The organism is Bradyrhizobium sp. CCBAU 51627 (assembly GCF_028128765.1).
Lineage (GTDB): Bacteria > Pseudomonadota > Alphaproteobacteria > Rhizobiales > Xanthobacteraceae > Bradyrhizobium.
Genome location: NZ_LBJG01000024.1, coordinates 1,048,256 through 1,065,490 on the forward strand (window position 1 = coordinate 1,048,256; position 17,235 = coordinate 1,065,490).

The window sequence follows — 17,235 nt, forward strand, 5'->3', positions numbered from 1 at the left end:
AAAGCTCGCCTGGAAGCGGCCTCCGGGCATATGCGATTGCATCAAGGACACTAGCGCTGGGGTCCAAGTCCGGCTAAGGCGTCCGGCTAAGGCGTCCGGCGAAGCCTCCGGCCCATAATTGATAGAGATTGGGACATGCCCGATACCGTCCAGGAAGTCTTGCAGGCCTTTGCCCGGGGCGAACTCGTCGTAGTGACCGACGACGAGGATCGCGAGGGGGAGGGCGATCTGATCGTCGCCGCCTCATTCTGCACGGCGGAAAAGATGGCCTTCATCATCCGCCACACCTCCGGCATCGTCTGCGCGCCGATCACGACCGAGGATGCGCGCCGGCTGCGGCTCGATCCGATGGTCGCCCACAACGATTCCGCCCACACCACCGCGTTTACGGTGTCGATCGACTACAAGCCCGATGGCGGCACCGGCATCTCGGCCGAAGAGCGCGCCTCTTGCTGCCGGGCGCTGTCCAATCCCAATGTGGGCGCCAACGACTTCGCCCGGCCCGGCCACATCTTCCCGCTGATCGCCAAGGACGGCGGCGTGCTGCTGCGCTCCGGCCATACCGAAGCCGCGGTCGATCTCTGCAAGCTCTCCGGCCTGCCGCCGGTCGGCGTCATCAGCGAGCTCATGAACGACGACGGCAGCGTGATGAAGGGCGAGCAGGTCTCTCAGTTCGCCGCCAGGCACAAGCTCAAGCACGTCACCATCGCCGACATGATCGCCTACCGGCAGGCCCGCGAGAAGCTGATCGAGCGGGTCTCGACCTTCACGACCGACAGCCCGATCGGTCCGCTTCAGGGCTATGCCTACCGCTCGCCGTTCGATTCCATCGCCCACGTCGCTTTCGTCTACAACGGCGTCGGCGACGGCAAGAACGTGCTGACGCGCTTCCACAAGCCGAACATCGTCAAGGACACCTTCACCGGCCACAAGCGCATGGCGGCCGTGCTCGAGCACTTCAAGAAGTCCGGCCGGGGTGTATTGGTGTACTTGCGCGATGGCGCGGCCGGCGTTCCCGTGTCGCCGCTGCCGGATGAGACCGCGACGGAAGCGGACCGCAACCGCCAGTGGCGCGAGGTCGGTGTTGGTGCGCAGATCTTGCGCGATCTCGGCGTCACCTCGATCCGCCATCTCACCTCGTCGGTGCACGACTACAAGGGCCTGTCGGGCTTCGGCATCGAGATCGTCGCCAACGAGCAGCTCGAAAGCTGACACGCAGTGTCATTCCGGGTTCGCGCTTTTGCGCGCCCCGGAATGACCGAAACCAGGACGCAATTGCACTTGTTGCCGCGGCGCATTAATTTGTCCGGCAATTTTTAGACGGAACCAGACGCGAAAGGACGTTTCATGAGCGTGCGCCCTCAGACCAAGGACAAGCCGGCTGCGGCATCCTTCCAGTGGGACGATCCGTTCCTGCTCGACGAGCAGCTGACCGAGGACGAGCGCATGGTGCGCGACACGGCGCGCGCCTACGCCCAGGACAAGCTGCTGCCGCGCGTCACCAAGGCCTATCTGGAAGAGAAGACCGACCGCGAGATCTTCAACGAGATGGGCGAGCTTGGTCTGATCGGCATCACGCTGCCGGAGGAATATGGCTGCGCCAATGCGAGCTACGTCGCCTATGGCCTCGTCGCGCGCGAGATCGAGCGGGTCGATTCCGGCTATCGTTCGATGAACTCGGTGCAGTCCTCGCTGGTGATGTATCCGATCTACGCTTATGGCGACGAAAACCAGCGCAAGAAATACCTGCCGAAGCTTGCCAGCGGCGAGTGGGTCGGCTGCTTCGGCCTGACCGAGCCCGATGCCGGATCCGATCCGGCCGGGATGAAGACCCGCGCTGAAAAGGTGTCGGACGGCTATCGCCTCACCGGCAGCAAGATGTGGATTTCCAACGCGCCGATTGCCGACGTGTTCGTGGTTTGGGCCAAGTCGGCCGAGCACGACAACCAGATCCGCGGCTTCGTGCTGGAGAAGGGCATGAAGGGCCTCTCGGCGCCGAAGATCGGCGGCAAGCTCTCCCTTCGCGCCTCGATCACCGGAGAGGTCGTGATGGACGGCGTCGTGGTGCCCGAAAGCGCGCTGCTGCCCAACGTCTCCGGCCTCAAGGGCCCGTTCGGCTGCCTCAACCGCGCCCGCTACGGCATCTCCTGGGGTGCGCTCGGGGCCGCCGAGGACTGCATGCATCGCGCCCGCCAGTACACGCTCGATCGCAAGCAGTTCGGCAAGCCGCTCGCGGCGACCCAGCTGGTGCAGAAGAAGCTCGCCGACATGGAGACCGAGATCGCGCTCGGCCTGCAGGGCTCGCTTCGCGTCGGCCGCCTGATGGATGAGGGCAAGTTCGCCCCCGAGATGATCTCGATCATGAAGCGCAACAATTGCGGCAAGGCGCTCGACATCGCCCGCACCGCGCGCGACATGCATGGCGGCAACGGCATCTCGATCGAGTACCACGTGATGCGCCACGTCCATAACCTCGAGACGGTCAACACTTACGAGGGCACCCACGACGTCCACGCCCTGATCCTGGGCCGCGCAATCACGGGCATTCAGGCGTTTTTCTAAGTGACTGACCGCCGCGCGGGTTGCGACTGAACTTTCCAAGTGCGTCATGGCCGGGCTCTGTCCCGGCCATCCACGTCTGGCCACCAGAAAGAACGTGGATGCCCGGCACAAGGCCGGGCATGACGAAGTCAGCAAGGTATGAGCAAGCCATGTCCGACAACGACGATGTCCCGTTCAACCGCAACTTTCCGCTGAAGGCCGGCCTTGTCGAGGAAGTCCGCCCCGGCGTGCGACGCGTGCTCTGCAACAATCCGAGCCCGTTCACCTTCACCGGCACGGTCAGCTACATCGTCGGCAAGGGCAACGTCGCGATCATCGATCCCGGTCCGGATGACGAGGCCCATGCGGCGGCGCTGCTCGATGCCGTCCGCGGCGAGACGGTGAGCCATATCTTCGTCACCCACACCCATCGCGATCACTCGCCCAACACGGCGCGCATCAAGCAGGCGACCGGGGCGGCCGTCTACGCCGAGGGCCCGCATCGCGCCTCGCGGCCGCGCTTCGAGAGCGAGAAGCACAGTCCGGAATCGGGTTCTGATCGTGACTTCGTACCCGACATCAGGATCGCCCATGGCGATGTCGTCGAAGGCGCAGGCTGGCGGCTCGAGGCCGTGGCGACGCCCGGCCATACCGCAAACCACCTTGCCTTTGCCTGGCCCGAGCGAAAGTTCAACTTCGTCGGCGACCACGTGATGGGCTGGTCGACCTCGATCGTGGCCCCACCCGACGGCTCGATGATCGACTACATGGACTCGCTCGATCGGCTCGCCGCACGCGAGGAAGATCTGTATTTCTCCGGTCACGGCCCTGAAATTCCGGAGGGCCAGCGCTTCGTGCGCTTCCTGATCCGCCACCGCAAGGCACGCGAGGCCTCGATCCTGCACCGCCTCGCCAAGGGCGAGACCGACATCCCGACCATGGTGCGCGCCATCTATATCGGCATCGATCCCAGGCTGACCAAGGCCGCCGGTTATTCCGTGCTGGCCCATCTGGAAGACCTCGTCGCGCGCGGCGTTGTCGCGACGGACGGCGATCCGGTGATCGGCGGGACCTACCGGATGGCAAGCGCCTAGTGCGCCGCTACTTCTTCACCGTCTTTGCCGGCGCCTTCGGCGGCGCCACCGGGGTCTTCTTCGCCGGTTTGAGGGCATCGGCGTCGGCTGCGGTGTTGAGATCATCGATGAATTTGGTCACGCGCGCGGCATTGCTGCCGAGATCGCTGTCGAAATAGCGCGAGGCGGAACGGATATCGACGCGGGAATCGTCGCCGTCGGGCACGACCCGGATCGAAACGTCCTCGCGAAAGCCCATGATCGGCGTGCGCGCCACCGCCTCGATGCGGCCGATGCGGCGCGGCGGCTGCGGCTCGCGTTCGTCGATGACGGTCCATTTGCGCTTGATGACCAGCTGGCGCGCGATCGCATAAGCGCGGTCGACTGAGATCTCGAGCTCGATCGGCTCGATGTCAGGATAGAACCGGCGCTGCTGCTCGGCCGAATAGAGACCGGCATAAACGGCGGTGTTGGTGCCGTCCCCGGTGCGCAGGCGCGACAGCGCATCGAAGCGCGGCGGGTCGATCGGGTCGGTGGTGACGTCGTAGATATGCGGCAGCGTGCGGTACAGCAGGGCCTGATAGGCAGGATAGGCGAGGATCGCCCCGTCGATCAGGAAGGCGAGCAGGATGCGCGCCATGCCGCGCGAGCCGTTCTGCCAGATCGCGGCAAAGCCGGCGAGGCCGAACAGGATGGACAGTCCAGCGATCGCGAGCCCGCCGAAGAAGGTGGCCAGCGCCGGTTTCATCTCCAGGAAGTCGAAGCGGACGATGATGACCGACACCACCACCGCCACCACCGCGAACACGGCCAGATTGCGCGCCCAGGTCGCGAGGCTGGACACGGGCTCCGACTGATAGGGAGCGGAAAACCTGCGGGCCATGTCGTTCCATCACCGATATGAGTCGCCGGCAAGGGCAGGGGCCGACGGCAGCAAGCTGACCTAGCGCATTTTCCGCTTGGCTGGAAAGCGGTTTATCCCCCGTTCTGAACACGTGAAAGGCCGGGGCAGCCTGCCAGCAGAAAGAGGCGCCCCGGTGGGTGCGCCTCTCATGTGACGCCTGATTTCGGGGGCAGGCTCAGTGCGTGACCAGCGGGCAGGCCGAGTCCGACAGCTTCCCGAAGGCCTCCTCGCCGGACATGGCCTGCACCAGCTTGTAATAGTCCCAGGGCTGCTTGGATTCGTCGGGCTTCTTCACCTGCATGATGTACATCTCATGCTCCATCAGGCCGTCGGCGCGGATCTTGCCGTTGCTGGTGAACATGTCGTCGATCTTCATCTTCTTGAGCTCGGCCATCACCTTGTCGGCGTTGGTCGTGCCGGCCGCCTTGACCGCGTTGAGATAGGTCATGGTGGCCGAATAGTAGCCCGCCTGGTTCATGGTGGGCTCGCGCTTGGTCTTCTCATAGTAACGCTTGGCGAAGGCGCGGGTCTTGTCGTTGAGATCCCAGTACCAGCCGGTGGTGAGATAGAGGCCTTGCGCGGTCTTCAGCCCGAGGCTGTGGATGTCGCTGACGAAGGCGAGCAGCGCGGCCGGCTTCATCGTCTTGCCGATGCCGAATTCGTCGGCGGACTTGATCGAGTTGGTAAAGTCGTTGCCGGCATTGGCGAGGCCCAGTACTTGCGCACCCGAGTTCTGGGCCTGAAGTAGATAGCTGGAGAAGTCGGAGGTCGAAAGCGGCACGCGCACTGCACCGACCACCTTGCCGCCATTGGCCTCGACGACCTTCGAGGCGGAATCCTGCAACTGCGTGCCGAAGGCATAGTCTGCCGTAAGGAAGAACCAGGTCTTGCCGCCCTGCTTCACCATCGTCTTGGCGGTACCGTTGCCCAGCGCCGTGGTGTCGTAGACGTAGTGCACGGTGTAGGGTGTGCAGTCCTTGCCGGTCAGCGATGCACCGGCGGCGCCGATCGCGATGAAGGGGATCTTCTTCTCCTTGGCGACATTGTTCATCGCCAGGCTGACGCCGGTGTTCGAGCCGCCGAGGATCATGGTGACACCATCGCGGTCGGCCCATTCCCGGAATTTCTGCGCACCGACGTCGGGCTTGTTCTGATGGTCCGAGACCATGAATTCGATCTTGTTGCCGAGGACGCTGCCGCCGAAATCGTCGATCGCCATCTTGGCTGCTTCGACGCCGCCAGGGCCGATCACGTCGGCGTAGAGGCCGGACATGTCATCGATATCGCCGATCACGACCTTGTTATCAGACGCCTTTGCGGCTGTGGTGGCCGCCATCGACGCGGCCAGCAGCCACGGCAGCATTCGCAGCGCAGACATTTTCATTTTGAGCGTTCCCTCTATTGGCTTGAAGTGCGGCGCGACGTTAGGGAGCCGCCGGGTCGGCTCCAATTGGTCTTTGGTCGCGTGAGGGCAAACGAAAAAGGCCCCTGCGCGATCGGGCAGGGGCCGATGTCAACCGGGCTGGCCGTGGGCTTTACGCCGCCGCGTTCGGGAAACGATATTCCTTGAACTGGTCGCGTAGTGCGGTCTTCAGGATCTTGCCTGTCGCGGTGTGCGGGATGCCTTCGACAAAGGCCACGTCGTCGGGCATCCACCATTTGGCGATCTTGCCGTCCATGTATTTCAGGATGTCCTCGCGCGTGGCCTGCTGACCCTGCTTGAGCTGCACGATCAGCAGCGGACGCTCGTCCCATTTGGGATGGAAGACGCCGATCACGGCGGCCTCCGCGACGGCCGGATGGCCGACCGCGAGGTTCTCGAGGTCGATCGAGGAGATCCATTCGCCGCCGGACTTGATCACGTCCTTGGAGCGGTCGGTGATACGCATATAGCCGCCCTCGTCGATGGTCGCGACATCGCCGGTGTCGAAGAAGCCGTCCTCGTCGAGGATGTTAGTGTCGATCTGGTAATAGGCTTTGGCGACCGCGGGGCCGGAGACCTTGAGGCGGCCAAAAGTCTTGCCGTCCCAGGGCAGCTCCGCTCCGGCATCGTCCGTGATCTTCATTTCGACGCCGAAGGGCGCGTAGCCCTGCATCTGGAGCACGTCGAGCCTGGCATCGCCGGTCGCGTCGTTGAACGGCGGCTTCAGCGCCGAGACGCTGCCGATCGGGCTCATCTCGGTCATGCCCCAGGCATGGCGGACGTTCGAGCCCATATCGAGGAAGGCCTTGATCATGGAGCGCGGCATCGCCGAGCCGCCGCAGATCACCATCTTCAGGTGAGGCAGCTTCAGATTGTTGGCGCTCATGTGCTGGAGCAGCATCAGCCACACCGTGGGCACGCCGGCGGTGTGCGTCACCTTCTCGGTGGCGAGCAGCTCATAGACCGAGGCGCCGTCGAGCTTGGGTCCGGGCATCACCAGCTTGGTGCCCTGCGAGGGCGCGGAGAAGGCGATACCCCAGCTGTTGGCATGGAACAGCGGCACCACCGGCAGCATTGTCTCGGAGGCGCTGGTGCCGAGCGCATCGACATTGTTGGCCATCAGCGCGTGCAGCACGTTGGAACGATGCGAATACAGCACACCCTTCGGATCGCCCGTCGTGCCCGACGTGTAGCACATCGCGGCCGCCGTGTTCTCGTCAAAGTCCTTCCATTTGAATTTGCCGTCGGCCTCGGCGATCCAGTCCTCGTAGGCGACGACGTTCTTCAACGCGGTCTCGGGCATATGCGCCTTGTCGGTGAGGATGACGTACCGTTCGACGCTCGGCAGCTTGTCGGCGAGCTTCTCCAGCACGGGGACGAAGGTGAGGTCGACCATCACGATGCGATCCTGCGCATGGTTGATGATCCAGGCGATCTGTTCGGGGAAAAGCCGAGGATTGACGGTGTGGCAGATGGCACCGATGCCCATGATGCCGTACCAGACTTCGAGGTGGCGCCAGGTGTTCCAGGCGATCGTGGCAACGCGGTCGCCGAGCTTGATGCCGTCGCGCTCCAGCATCTGCGAGACCTTGAGTGCGCGCTTGTGGATTTCGGCGTAGGTGGTGCGATGGATCGGTCCCTCGACCGATCGCGTGACAACCTCCTGCCTGCCGTGAATCTTGGCGGCGTGTTCGATGATCCGGTGGCAGAGCAGGGGCCAATCTTGCATCAAACCGAGCATTCAGACGTTCCTCCGAGAAGTCGCTGGGCGCATTGTCGCTCTCAGCGCAGGGCCAAAGAATTGTCATGAGTTTTAGCCTGCCGGACTTTCGCCGCAAATGGTCTTGTCGCGGCAATATGTCCGCGGGCGCGGCAATGGTTACCGCTGCGGTGGGGCTTGCGTTTGTTCTCGCGGATCGGGCGGAGGCACGAACCCATGGTGCGCCGTTCGATATCTTTGGTTTTGGCGCGCCACGGCCACACCGGAGCGTCCACGCCACCAAGATACCGCTACCAAAGCCGCGTCCCCAGGAGGCTCCGAAGGCGACGGACGAGGCCGCGCCGCAGGCCGAAGGCAAGCCTTCCCTGGAGAAGCCTTCCCTTGAGAAGCCTTCCCTTGAGAAGCCTTCCCTTGACAAGGCTTCCCCGGACAAGCCCGAGAAGCCGGCCGAGGCTGCGCCGCCGCCCGAGAAGCAGCTCTCGGCGTGCCGTCTCGCGCTGACCGAGGAGATCGCGATCGCGCCGTCCATCCCCGATATCCGCGGCCCAGGGGATTGCGGCGGCGTCGATCTGGTGCGGCTGGAAGCGATCGTGCTGCCGGACAAGCGCAAGGTCGCGGTCAAGCCGGCGGCGATTCTCCGCTGCACCATGGCGACTGCAATCGCCGACTGGGTCCGCACCGACATGGTGCCGCTGGCCGCAAGCCTCGGCTCGACCATCACCGACCTCGACAATTTCGACAGTTTTGAGTGCCGCGGCCGCAACCGCGTCGCCGGCGCAATGCTGTCCGAGCACGGCAAGGCCAACGCACTCGACGTCCGCGCGCTCAAGCTCGCCAACGGGCAATCGATCGGCCTGACCGACCGCACCATCGCGCGCGACGTGCGCGAACGCGTGCTGCATTCGGTCTGCTCGCGCTTTTCCACCGTGCTCGGCCCGGGCTCGGACTGGTACCATGAGGACCACGTCCATCTCGACCTGGCGCAACGACGCAACGACTACCGGATCTGCCAGTGGAACGTCTGGGACCCTTTGCCCCAGGTTGCGCCTCTGCTGCCGGCCCAGCGCCCCGAGGAGGCGCCGCCGCGCGATGTCGCGGCCGAGCCGGAATCGAAAGAAGAGGCCGATCAGCAAGGGGCAGAGAAGCCGGCCGCGCCTGAGGACAAGTCGACGGATAAGATCCGGATACGGAAGCCTGCAACAAAAAAGCGCCGGTGAAATCGGCGCTTTTGAAATAGCAGATCGGCAGTGTTCAGTAGCTGCCGGCCTGGCCGGTGCCGCCGCCCTGGAGCGCGAGGCGCGAATTGTAGGGCGAGTCGCCGTGCTTCGGCTCGAGCACCACGACGATGGTGCCGACCTTGACGCGGTTGTAGAGGTCGATGGCGTCCTCGTTGGTCAGGCGGATGCAGCCCGAGGAGATCGAGGCGCCGATATATTCCGGCTGGTTGGTGCCGTGAATGCGGAACAGCGTGTCCTTGCCGCCCGAATAGAGATACATCGCGCGCGAGCCCATCGGATTGTCCGGACCGGGTGCGACGTAGGTCGGCACGCCCAGACGCGAGATCTCGCCGGGGGTCGGGTGCCAAGCCGGCCATTCGGTCATGCTGCCGACCTTGGCGATGCCGGACCAGGCCATGGCCTCTTCGCCGACAGTGATGCCGTAGCGGATCGCCTTGCCGCCATCCATCACGTAGTAAAGGTAGTGATTGTCGGAATCGACCACGATGGTGCCCGGCGACTCCTTGCGGTGATAGTCGACGATGGCGCGACGGAACGGTTCCGCCACCGGGGTATTCTCGTACCGGATCTTGGCAAGCAGTTCCTTGTCCTTCGGCTTGAAATTCTGAGTGTTGGTGGCTTCGTAATGCGTGGCCTGCATGCAGCCCGACAGCATGAAACCGGCGGCCAAAACTCCCAACATAACTTTCAGCGACGACATGGTTTGGTTCCAATCAAAACAATACCGCGCAGGTCCTCAAAGCGTAGCACCCGAGGCCTTCGACTCCGTTGATTTCATTATCGTTGAAATCTGCCACAATTCCAGCATTTAGGGGCTTATCCCGCGCTGCGAGACCTGACCTGTGGCTTTTTTGCCGCAAGTTTTGCGTCATTCGGCCGGTGTTTTGGCGCGAAAAGCACAGTTGTCGATTTCGCGCCACAGTTGTGACACGCAGCCGCCACAAATGCGAACTGTCCGTTAATGTGGTTGTCATCATGAACTTGTCAGAATCGCGCTAAGGGGCTGTCATTCTGTCGCAGGCCCCTGCTGGAGTTGTTCATGTTTTCTGTGTTCGTTCCTTCCGACTCCTCGCTGAAGAAGGCCGTTGTCGACGATCTCGCGGCGGTGCCGGAGCACGCGGTGTGGGTCGACCTGGTCAATCCGACCGCGGCCGAGGACAAGGCGGTGGAACGGCTGCTGGGGATCGCGATCCCGACCCGGGAGGACATGCAGGAGATCGAGATTTCCAGCCGCCTCTATATCGAGAATGGCGCGCGTTACATGACCGCAACGCTGATGTGCCACTCCGATACCGATATGCCCCGGACCACGGCGGTGACTTTCATCCTCGGCGACCATCGCCTTGTGACGGTGCGCTACGACCAGCCCAAGCCGTTCGTGCTGGTCGAAGCCAAGCTGGCCCGGTCCTGCACCCCCGCCGTCACCGGCGAGATGGTGCTGATGGAGCTCCTGGACGCCGTGATCGACCGCTGCGCCGATATTCTGGAGCGCTGCGGCATGGAGATCGACCAGGTCAGCCACGACATCTTCGAGCCCGAGAGCGAGCGCCACGGCCACGCCAAGCAATACTCGCAGATTCTGATCTCGATCGGCCGCAAGGGCGACTTGACCTCCAAGGTCCGCGAGAGTCTGGTGTCGATCGGCCGCGTCGTCACGTTCCTCTCGGCGGTGGTCGAAGGCGTGAAATGGTCCAAGGACATGCGCGAGCAGCTCAAGACCATGCAGCGTGACGTCGCCTCACTGACCGACCACGCCTCTTATCTCTCCAGCAAGATCACCTTCGTGCTCGACGCCATGCTCGGCGTCGTCAATCTCGAGCAGAACAACATCATCAAGCTGTTTTCGGTCATGGCCGTTGTCCTGATGCCGCCGACGCTGATCGCCTCGATCTACGGCATGAATTTCAAGGTGATGCCGGAACTCGAATGGACGCACGGCTATCCGATGGCGATCGTGATGATGCTGTTCGCGGCGATCGTCCCTTACTGGATCTTCAAGTGGAAGAAGTGGCTCTGAGCCGGCCTGCGCTTTCCGAAATAGTGACCGAGACCTTACGCCGGTCGCAAAGACAAGGCTGATGGTGTCGCAGAATAGATCGCCATTGCGGCTGTGCTGTGATGCGTGTGCCGTGCTGCAATTCCTCCGGTAAAATTTGAGCGGTGGGCTGAACGTTTGCGCGAAACTTCTCTGCGATAAGCAGCGGGTTAGCCGCGAGGAACAACCATGGTTGAAAAACACATAACGACGCCCCGCAACGTCATCGACCTGACGAGTTATCGTCGGATCGTGGCGAGCGGAAAGGCGCCGGCGTTGTCCGCACGCATGTGCCGGCACTGTGGTGCTCCGCTGCTCGATGGCGAGAACGACGACGACTGCTCGACTGCGTTCAGCACGGCCGCTCCGCGGTCACGCAAGAGGTCGCGTCGGATTCGGCTGGACTAAGGAGCGGAAGGAAGAGCGGGCGATCCAGTCTTGCGGCGGCGTTGTCTGGATCGCCTTGCTTCCCGGCATTCTTTCAAATTCAGTCGCTGTCTCCGCGAAGCCGATGGCTTCATCAAAGCTGAGGGGTGCCCGACAGGCAAAACACCTGCATGGGCGTCAAGCGGCCTTGACGAAAATATTCCACTTTACCGAAATTCGGAAATCGCGTATGTTTCGCCCATCCCGGCTCATCCTTGAGGGGCGGTCTCGAGTCGTCTTGATTGCGAGCCGGGTTTGCGGTGGACGCGGCAGCGTCGGCACGAGAGGGTAGCGGGCAGGGCGGGTAGTCCCTGTGAGCCCGAAAACCGCGTGCAGACGAGCGGCGCTGTCAGGTTCGTTCTCGCCATCATGCGTCCGGCAACGTCGACGAAGCCGGACGATCATGCGGCGATCAAGCGAACCGTGCGTACGGCAAAACCGTGTGGTCCCGGCCGTCGTTGCTACGGTCAAGCCTGTCGCGGAGGTGCGGGGAGCCCAACCGGGTGAAGCGCATCGTCAATTCGCGGGGCGAGGGAGGCCAGAAGGAATTCGGCTCCCGGGAGAGCGCGGCATAAGCCGTCAAACCATCGCGCAGGGAAGGCCGAGTGTTTGGCCACACCTGTATGCTGCTGTGCGGTCTTTTTGCGCTACATTTTTGCGCAGCAGACCGCGGGTGCGAGGTCAGCACCCGGTCTTCCCTGCGCCCTCTCGGTCCGAGAGGGCGGAACGACAACGCACAGCTCGGGCGAAACGCGCCGCGAGGCTGCGAAAGTGTGTCTTGCGATTCAAAATGTGCACTGGAGGAGTGATGCCGTCACCCCTTACTCCGTCATTGCGCAGCGAAGCAATCCAGAATCCCTCAACAGAAAGACTCTGGATTGCTTCGCTGCGCTCGCAACGACGATGCGGAAGGGTCGTGCGTCAAAACTTCGCTCGTGCCGCGGAGGCAGCGCCCCGAGCGATGCGAAGCATCGGATCAGACGTGCTGGCCGCCGTTGATATGGATCTCGGCGCCGTTCACGTACGAACTTGTGTCCGTGCACAGCACGTAGATGATCTTGGCGACTTCGTCGGGCGTGCCGAGCCGATGCATCGGAATCTGCTGCTCGACGATCTTCTCGGTGCCGGGCGACAGGATCGAGGTGTCGATCTCGCCCGGTGCGATCGCGTTGACGCGGACGCCGACGCGGCCGAAATCGGAGGCCATCTCGCGCGTCAGCGCGGCGAGCGCCGCTTTCGAGGTGGCGTAGGCCGCACCCGCAAAGGGGTGCACCCGCGAGCCCGCGATCGAGGTGACGTTCACGACGGAGCCCTTGGCCGCCTTCAACTCCTCGATCAATCCGCGCGCCATCATGATCGGTGCAAAGAAGTTGACGTTGAAGACGTGGGTCCAGGTGTCGAGGTCGGTGTCGACGGAGCCGAGCCTGGCACCGCCGGGGCCCTTCGGCGAGATCGCTGCGTTGTTGACGAGCGCATGCAGCGTGCCGCCTTCGAGCCGGTTGCGGATCTCGGTGATGGCGCGCGCGGTGTCCTCGGGGTCGCCGAGGTCGACCTGGATGTGATCCTCAGGCCCTGCGTCCCACGGGCAATCCTCGGGGAAGGGATGCCGCGAGCAGGTGATGACGCGCCAGCCCGCCGAGGAGAAGCGGATCACGGTGGCGTGGCCAATGCCGCGGCTCGCTCCGGTCAGGAGCAGCGTGCGGCGCGGCGCATTGGACGAATGCGGCATGGACATCTTTCAGGTCGGCCCAAAGATCGAGAAAAGACTCTAGGGATACATCCGCGTCTTGGACCATGGTTGGCCGGTCGCGTCACGGCGAAATTCGATGCGGTCGTGCAAACGGAACGGGCGGTCGTGCCAGAACTCGATACGTATGGGTGTGATGCGCCAGCCGCTCCAGCCGGGCGGCCGCGGCACCTCGCCGATCACGTGCTTGGCGGCGACCTTGGCGATGGCCTGCTCGAAGGCGAAGCGGCTCTCGAGCGGCTGCGACTGCTTGCTCGCCCAGGCGCCGATCTGCGCCTGCTTCGGCCGCGTGGCGAAATACGCGTCGGCTTCGGCGTCGGTCACCGGCGTCACGTTGCCGCGGATGCGGACCTGACGGCGCAGCGACTTCCAGTGAAAAAGTAACGCTGCCTTAGGATTTGCGGCGAGTTCGCGGCCCTTCTGGCTGGCGATGTGGCTGTAGAAGACAAACCCCTCGGTATCGAAGCCTTTCATCAGCACCATGCGCACGTCGGGCAGGCCGTCAGGATCGACCGTTGCGAGCGCCATGGCGTTCGGATCGTTCGGCTCGCTCTTGATCGCCTCGTTCAACCAGGCCTCGAACAGCGCAAATGGCTCATCGGCGGCGGTGAAATCACCGGATGTTAAGGGTGTCTGGTGTTTCATCGAGGTCGTGTCGGTCATGTCTGGAGTCCGAATTGCGTCCCGCGGCCCAAAGCGCGCTGTTGTCTGCTCTTGCCCTATATAGGGCATGGGGACGCGTTGGCCTATCGGCGATGCGGCCGTCGGGCCTTGCCATGACAATGATTCTGATCGGACTGGGCGCTGGCGGCTGCAGCCTGTCCCGCCCAGACGCCTACGCCAAGGCCGACGACAATGACCTCACCGGGTCGATCACACGGCCGGCAAAGGACGCGCCGCCGACCGAGACCGATCTGGCCTTCGCCCGCAACGCCGCCTCCGACGTGCTGAGCATGGGTGACAAGGACGCCAGCCAGCACTGGGAAAATCCGGAGACCGGTGCGCGCGGCTCGGTGACGCCGATCGCGCAATCCTACGCCGCCGAGGATGGCCGCAAGTGCCGCGACTTCCTGGCGAGCTACGTCAACGGCGCTACCGAAAGCTGGCTCCAGGGTGCCGGTTGCCAAAGCAGCCGTGGCCGTTGGGAGATTCATACGCTAAAGCCGTGGCGTCGCTAGGATTCGGCTGAACTGACTAGTTGCAAAAATGCCACTCGCCCCCACATGAGGCTCAGGTGGGGCGGGGTGCCCTTTGAACATTTCGATTTCTCGAGAGGAGACGTGACGGATGCGCGACCCCTATGAGGTCTTGGGGGTGCCGCGGAGCGCTACCGCTGCCGCGATCAAGAGCGCCTATCGCAAGCTGGCCAAGAAGCATCATCCAGATAGCAACAAGGGTGATCCCAAGGCCGCCGAGCGCTTCTCCGAGATCAATTCGGCCAACGAGATCATCGGCGACGAGGACAAGCGCAAGCAGTTCGATCGCGGCGAGATCGACGCCGAGGGCAAGCCGCGCTTCCAGGGCTTTCCTGGCGGCGGCGGGCCGCGCGGTCGCGCCGGTCCCGGCGGTTTCGAGAGCTATAGCTTCCGCGGCGGTGCAGGTCCCGGCCAGGGCGCGGGCGCGTTCGAGGACATCCTCAACAGCATGTTCGGCGGTGGGATGCGCGGCGCGCGGCCCGGTGCCGGCGGTGGCGCCCAGTTCGAATTCGACACCGGCGGGATTGGGCTCGATCTCGACGTCAACGTCGCCATGTCCGTCTCGTTGGAGGAATCCGTCAAGGGTGGCGAGAAGCGCGTCCGGCTGCCGAATGGCAAGGAACTCAATGTCAAGATTCCGGCCGGTGTCATCGAGGGTCAGCAGATTCGTCTCCGGGGGCAGGGCGAGACTGCCCAAGGTCACCCGCCCGGCGATCTCCTGATCACGATCAACATCGCGCCGCACCCGTTCTTCAAGATCGAGGGGGCCGACCTCAGGATCGACCTGCCGGTCACGCTTTATGAAGCTGTGCTCGGCGGCAAGGTCCGCGTGCCCACGCTCGGCAACGCCGTGGAACTATCGGTCCCGAAAAACACCTCCAGCGGCCGGACCTTCCGCCTCAAAGGAAAGGGTCTGCCGAAATCGGGTGGAACCGGGGATCTCTTCGTGACCATCAGGATTATGCTACCGGACGGGAACGACGCCGAGCTTGAGGCATTGATGGAGAAGTGGCGGGACCAACACCCCTACAATCCACGTAGCGGGCTTGGCTAAAGCATGAGCCGGACCCGGAGGACCGCGTTAGCGCAAAGTGCGGAGCAGTTTTGCGGCGAGATCATGCGCGAGTGACAGGCTAAAGCGCGAGCCATCGCGCTTTAGGGCGAGAGATTGGAACTGAAGGGGGCCTCCTAAAAGCCTAGGGCGTCGTCGAGGAGATGATGCCCATCATACGCCTGAAGCGTGGTAGCGCTTCAAGTGCCTGTCGTATCGACTGTCCGGCGGGGCAGCCGATAAAAAGGTGCGGCCTCGAGAGGGGGACCAGCGCGGTACCAAAAACCCCAATCGAGGCCGCCCGCGTCGATCGGCGGATCGAACGCTACTCATAATCGCGTGAACACCCGGTGCGATAATGAGACGCGCCGATGTCCTGATTCCAGATTTTCAATGACGGAATCGAGGCACCGCAGTTGCGCGGCTGCTTAGCCGCCGTTTTTCTCGGTCTGGTCGTACACGGCCTGCGCCACCTTGGTCAGGCGATCGCGGTCGGTGCCGCCGCTGACGACGTAGCCAACGCCACGCTCGGCCCAGAACAGCGCCTCGTCCTTGTTCGTCCTCGCGTACCGCATCTGCGTTTCGCCGGTCTCGGTCTTGGCGGTGTAGATCGTGTAGCGCTCGCCCGAGGTGCCCTCATACATCAGGAATGAAGCCGGGCCGCTGGGTCCCGGCAGCAGCCGTCCGCCGACCAGCTTCAGCCCGCTCGCCTCCAGGTTCGGCGCGAACACGGTCCAGCCGCAGCGACGGGTCAGCCACGCCTGGAGATGGTCACGCTCATTGCCCGGGACCTCGACGGGGTGGCGGACCTCGACAACATAAAGGCGGTGCGCGTCGAGCGCGTCCGCTGTAAAGCTCTGGAAGGTCGAGGGCGCATTGGCGGCGCCATGCGCGACCCAGCCGGCCGTGCCGCCGGCGACGAAGGCAACCAGCGTGGCCGCCACCGCCCCGTAGAGCCATTGCCGCGGACGGCGCTCCAGCCGCTCGAGCTCGAGCCGGGCCGGCACCGCCTCCTGGGCGACGCCGTCGTAGCGGGCATGCAGCATCTCGGCCATGATGCGCCAGGACTGCACCCGCTCGGCATCCTCTGGGTGCGCGGCAAGCCAGGCCTCGACGTCGACGCGGCGCTCGGGCGGCAGCTCGCCATCGACAAAGGCGTGCAACTCGTCTTCGGTGACTGGAATCTTACGGTCGTTCATATCGGTCGTCTCTGGCTCTGCGGCCCAAAATATCTCACGCGGTTCAACTGCGCTGCTTCTCGCTCCGTGCAGGAGGCGCGGCACGCGCGATGCATCAATCCTGCCATCATTTTACCCGCCTGAGCGCCGGCCGCTCACCCTCCAGCGACGCTTTGACGTGTGCGCGGGCACGCGCCAGGCGCGACATCACGGTGCCGATCGGCACGCTCTGGATGTCGGCGACCTCGCGGTAGCTCATGCCCTCCAGCATCACCAGCAGCAGCACCGAACGTTGCTCCTCGACCAGCGTCGAGAGCGCCTTCTCGATGTCGCGCCCCTCAGCCTCCGTCCCGCTGGCATCCGGATTGTTCTCCGTCAGTTGCATGAATTGCGGGCGCCTTGCCAGCGAGCGCCGCCGGTTCTTGTTGAGGTTGGTCAGGATCGTATAGAGCCAGCTCCTGACATCGCCTCCCAGAAACAATCGCTCCGAACGCAACGCACGCACCAGTGTGTCCTGCACCAGGTCGTCGGCCGCATCAGCATCGCGCGTGAGCGCGCGGGCGTAGCGGCGCAACGCCGGGATCATGGCTTCCACGCTCTGGCGAAACGCGCTCATGCCGTCTTGACGTCCTTCACATCAGGCGCGAGCGCCTATAGCCATCATAACACCCGAACGGAACGGCTATTCCGGCGCTGCAAACAG

General features: G+C 63.7%; 15 protein-coding genes. 7 read left to right on the forward strand and 8 right to left on the reverse strand.

Annotated elements, in window-relative coordinates; all coding sequences use genetic code 11:
• Positions 1-135: 135 nt before the first annotated feature.
• The 3 genes from ribB (at position 136) to XH88_RS19790 (ending at position 3,635) form a co-directional block, all read left to right on the forward strand.
• Complete coding sequence (ribB, locus tag XH88_RS19780) at positions 136-1,212, forward strand: 3,4-dihydroxy-2-butanone-4-phosphate synthase (RefSeq protein ID WP_271669920.1); 1,077 nt, start codon at positions 136-138, stop codon at positions 1,210-1,212.
• Positions 1,213-1,347: 135 nt separating this feature from the next.
• Positions 1,348-2,562, forward strand: a complete 1,215-nt coding sequence (locus XH88_RS19785; RefSeq protein ID WP_092298263.1) for an acyl-CoA dehydrogenase — start codon at positions 1,348-1,350, stop codon at positions 2,560-2,562.
• 149 nt (positions 2,563-2,711) lie between these two features.
• Positions 2,712-3,635 (forward strand): MBL fold metallo-hydrolase, encoded by a 924-nt coding sequence (locus XH88_RS19790; RefSeq protein ID WP_271669921.1) that lies wholly within the window; start codon positions 2,712-2,714, stop codon positions 3,633-3,635.
• 7 nt (positions 3,636-3,642) lie between these two features.
• On the opposite strand, the gene XH88_RS19795 is transcribed toward XH88_RS19790, so the two are convergent.
• From XH88_RS19795 to XH88_RS19805, 3 genes are all read right to left on the reverse strand, one after another.
• Positions 3,643-4,497, reverse strand: coding sequence for a DUF1499 domain-containing protein (locus XH88_RS19795; RefSeq protein WP_271669922.1), 855 nt, complete (start codon positions 4,495-4,497; stop codon positions 3,643-3,645).
• 196 nt (positions 4,498-4,693) lie between these two features.
• Positions 4,694-5,902, reverse strand: coding sequence for an ABC transporter substrate-binding protein (locus XH88_RS19800; RefSeq protein WP_442868456.1), 1,209 nt, complete (start codon positions 5,900-5,902; stop codon positions 4,694-4,696).
• Between the two features lie 151 nt (positions 5,903-6,053).
• Positions 6,054-7,682: a fatty-acid--CoA ligase gene (locus tag XH88_RS19805; RefSeq protein WP_271669923.1), complete on the reverse strand. Its 1,629-nt coding sequence runs from the start codon at positions 7,680-7,682 to the stop codon at positions 6,054-6,056.
• A gap of 65 nt (positions 7,683-7,747) precedes the next feature.
• On the opposite strand from XH88_RS19805, the gene XH88_RS19810 reads away from it, so the two are divergent.
• Entirely contained in the window at positions 7,748-8,878 is a 1,131-nt protein-coding gene (locus XH88_RS19810) for an extensin family protein (RefSeq protein WP_271669924.1), read from the forward strand.
• Between the two features lie 34 nt (positions 8,879-8,912).
• Here XH88_RS19810 and XH88_RS19815 read toward each other — a convergent pair whose 3' ends face one another.
• Positions 8,913-9,599, reverse strand: a complete 687-nt coding sequence (locus tag XH88_RS19815) for a L,D-transpeptidase (RefSeq protein ID WP_271669925.1) — start codon at positions 9,597-9,599, stop codon at positions 8,913-8,915.
• 339 nt (positions 9,600-9,938) lie between these two features.
• On the opposite strand from XH88_RS19815, the gene XH88_RS19820 reads away from it, so the two are divergent.
• Positions 9,939-10,916, forward strand: coding sequence for a magnesium transporter CorA family protein (locus XH88_RS19820; RefSeq protein WP_271669926.1), 978 nt, complete (start codon positions 9,939-9,941; stop codon positions 10,914-10,916).
• A gap of 1,420 nt (positions 10,917-12,336) precedes the next feature.
• Here XH88_RS19820 and XH88_RS19825 read toward each other — a convergent pair.
• Both XH88_RS19825 and pdxH read right to left on the reverse strand, forming a co-directional pair.
• Positions 12,337-13,089 (reverse strand): SDR family NAD(P)-dependent oxidoreductase, encoded by a 753-nt coding sequence (locus tag XH88_RS19825; RefSeq protein ID WP_271669927.1) that lies wholly within the window; start codon positions 13,087-13,089, stop codon positions 12,337-12,339.
• 39 nt (positions 13,090-13,128) lie between these two features.
• Positions 13,129-13,770: a pyridoxamine 5'-phosphate oxidase gene (pdxH, locus tag XH88_RS19830; protein ID WP_271669928.1), complete on the reverse strand. Its 642-nt coding sequence runs from the start codon at positions 13,768-13,770 to the stop codon at positions 13,129-13,131.
• A gap of 113 nt (positions 13,771-13,883) precedes the next feature.
• Between pdxH and XH88_RS19835 the strand changes: the two genes are divergently transcribed.
• Both XH88_RS19835 and XH88_RS19840 read left to right on the forward strand, forming a co-directional pair.
• Positions 13,884-14,285, forward strand: a complete 402-nt coding sequence (locus XH88_RS19835; protein ID WP_271669929.1) for an RT0821/Lpp0805 family surface protein — start codon at positions 13,884-13,886, stop codon at positions 14,283-14,285.
• 109 nt (positions 14,286-14,394) lie between these two features.
• Positions 14,395-15,357, forward strand: a complete 963-nt coding sequence (locus tag XH88_RS19840) for a J domain-containing protein (protein WP_271669930.1) — start codon at positions 14,395-14,397, stop codon at positions 15,355-15,357.
• A 425-nt stretch (positions 15,358-15,782) separates the two neighbouring features.
• On the opposite strand, the gene XH88_RS19845 is transcribed toward XH88_RS19840, so the two are convergent.
• Together XH88_RS19845 and XH88_RS19850 are read right to left on the reverse strand one after the other, a co-directional pair.
• A complete protein-coding gene (locus XH88_RS19845; RefSeq protein WP_271669931.1) occupies positions 15,783-16,553 on the reverse strand; it encodes an anti-sigma factor family protein in 771 nt (256 codons plus the stop codon).
• A 106-nt stretch (positions 16,554-16,659) separates the two neighbouring features.
• Complete coding sequence (locus XH88_RS19850; protein ID WP_271669932.1) at positions 16,660-17,148, reverse strand: sigma-70 family RNA polymerase sigma factor; 489 nt, start codon at positions 17,146-17,148, stop codon at positions 16,660-16,662.
• Between the last annotated feature and the right edge of the window lie 87 nt (positions 17,149-17,235).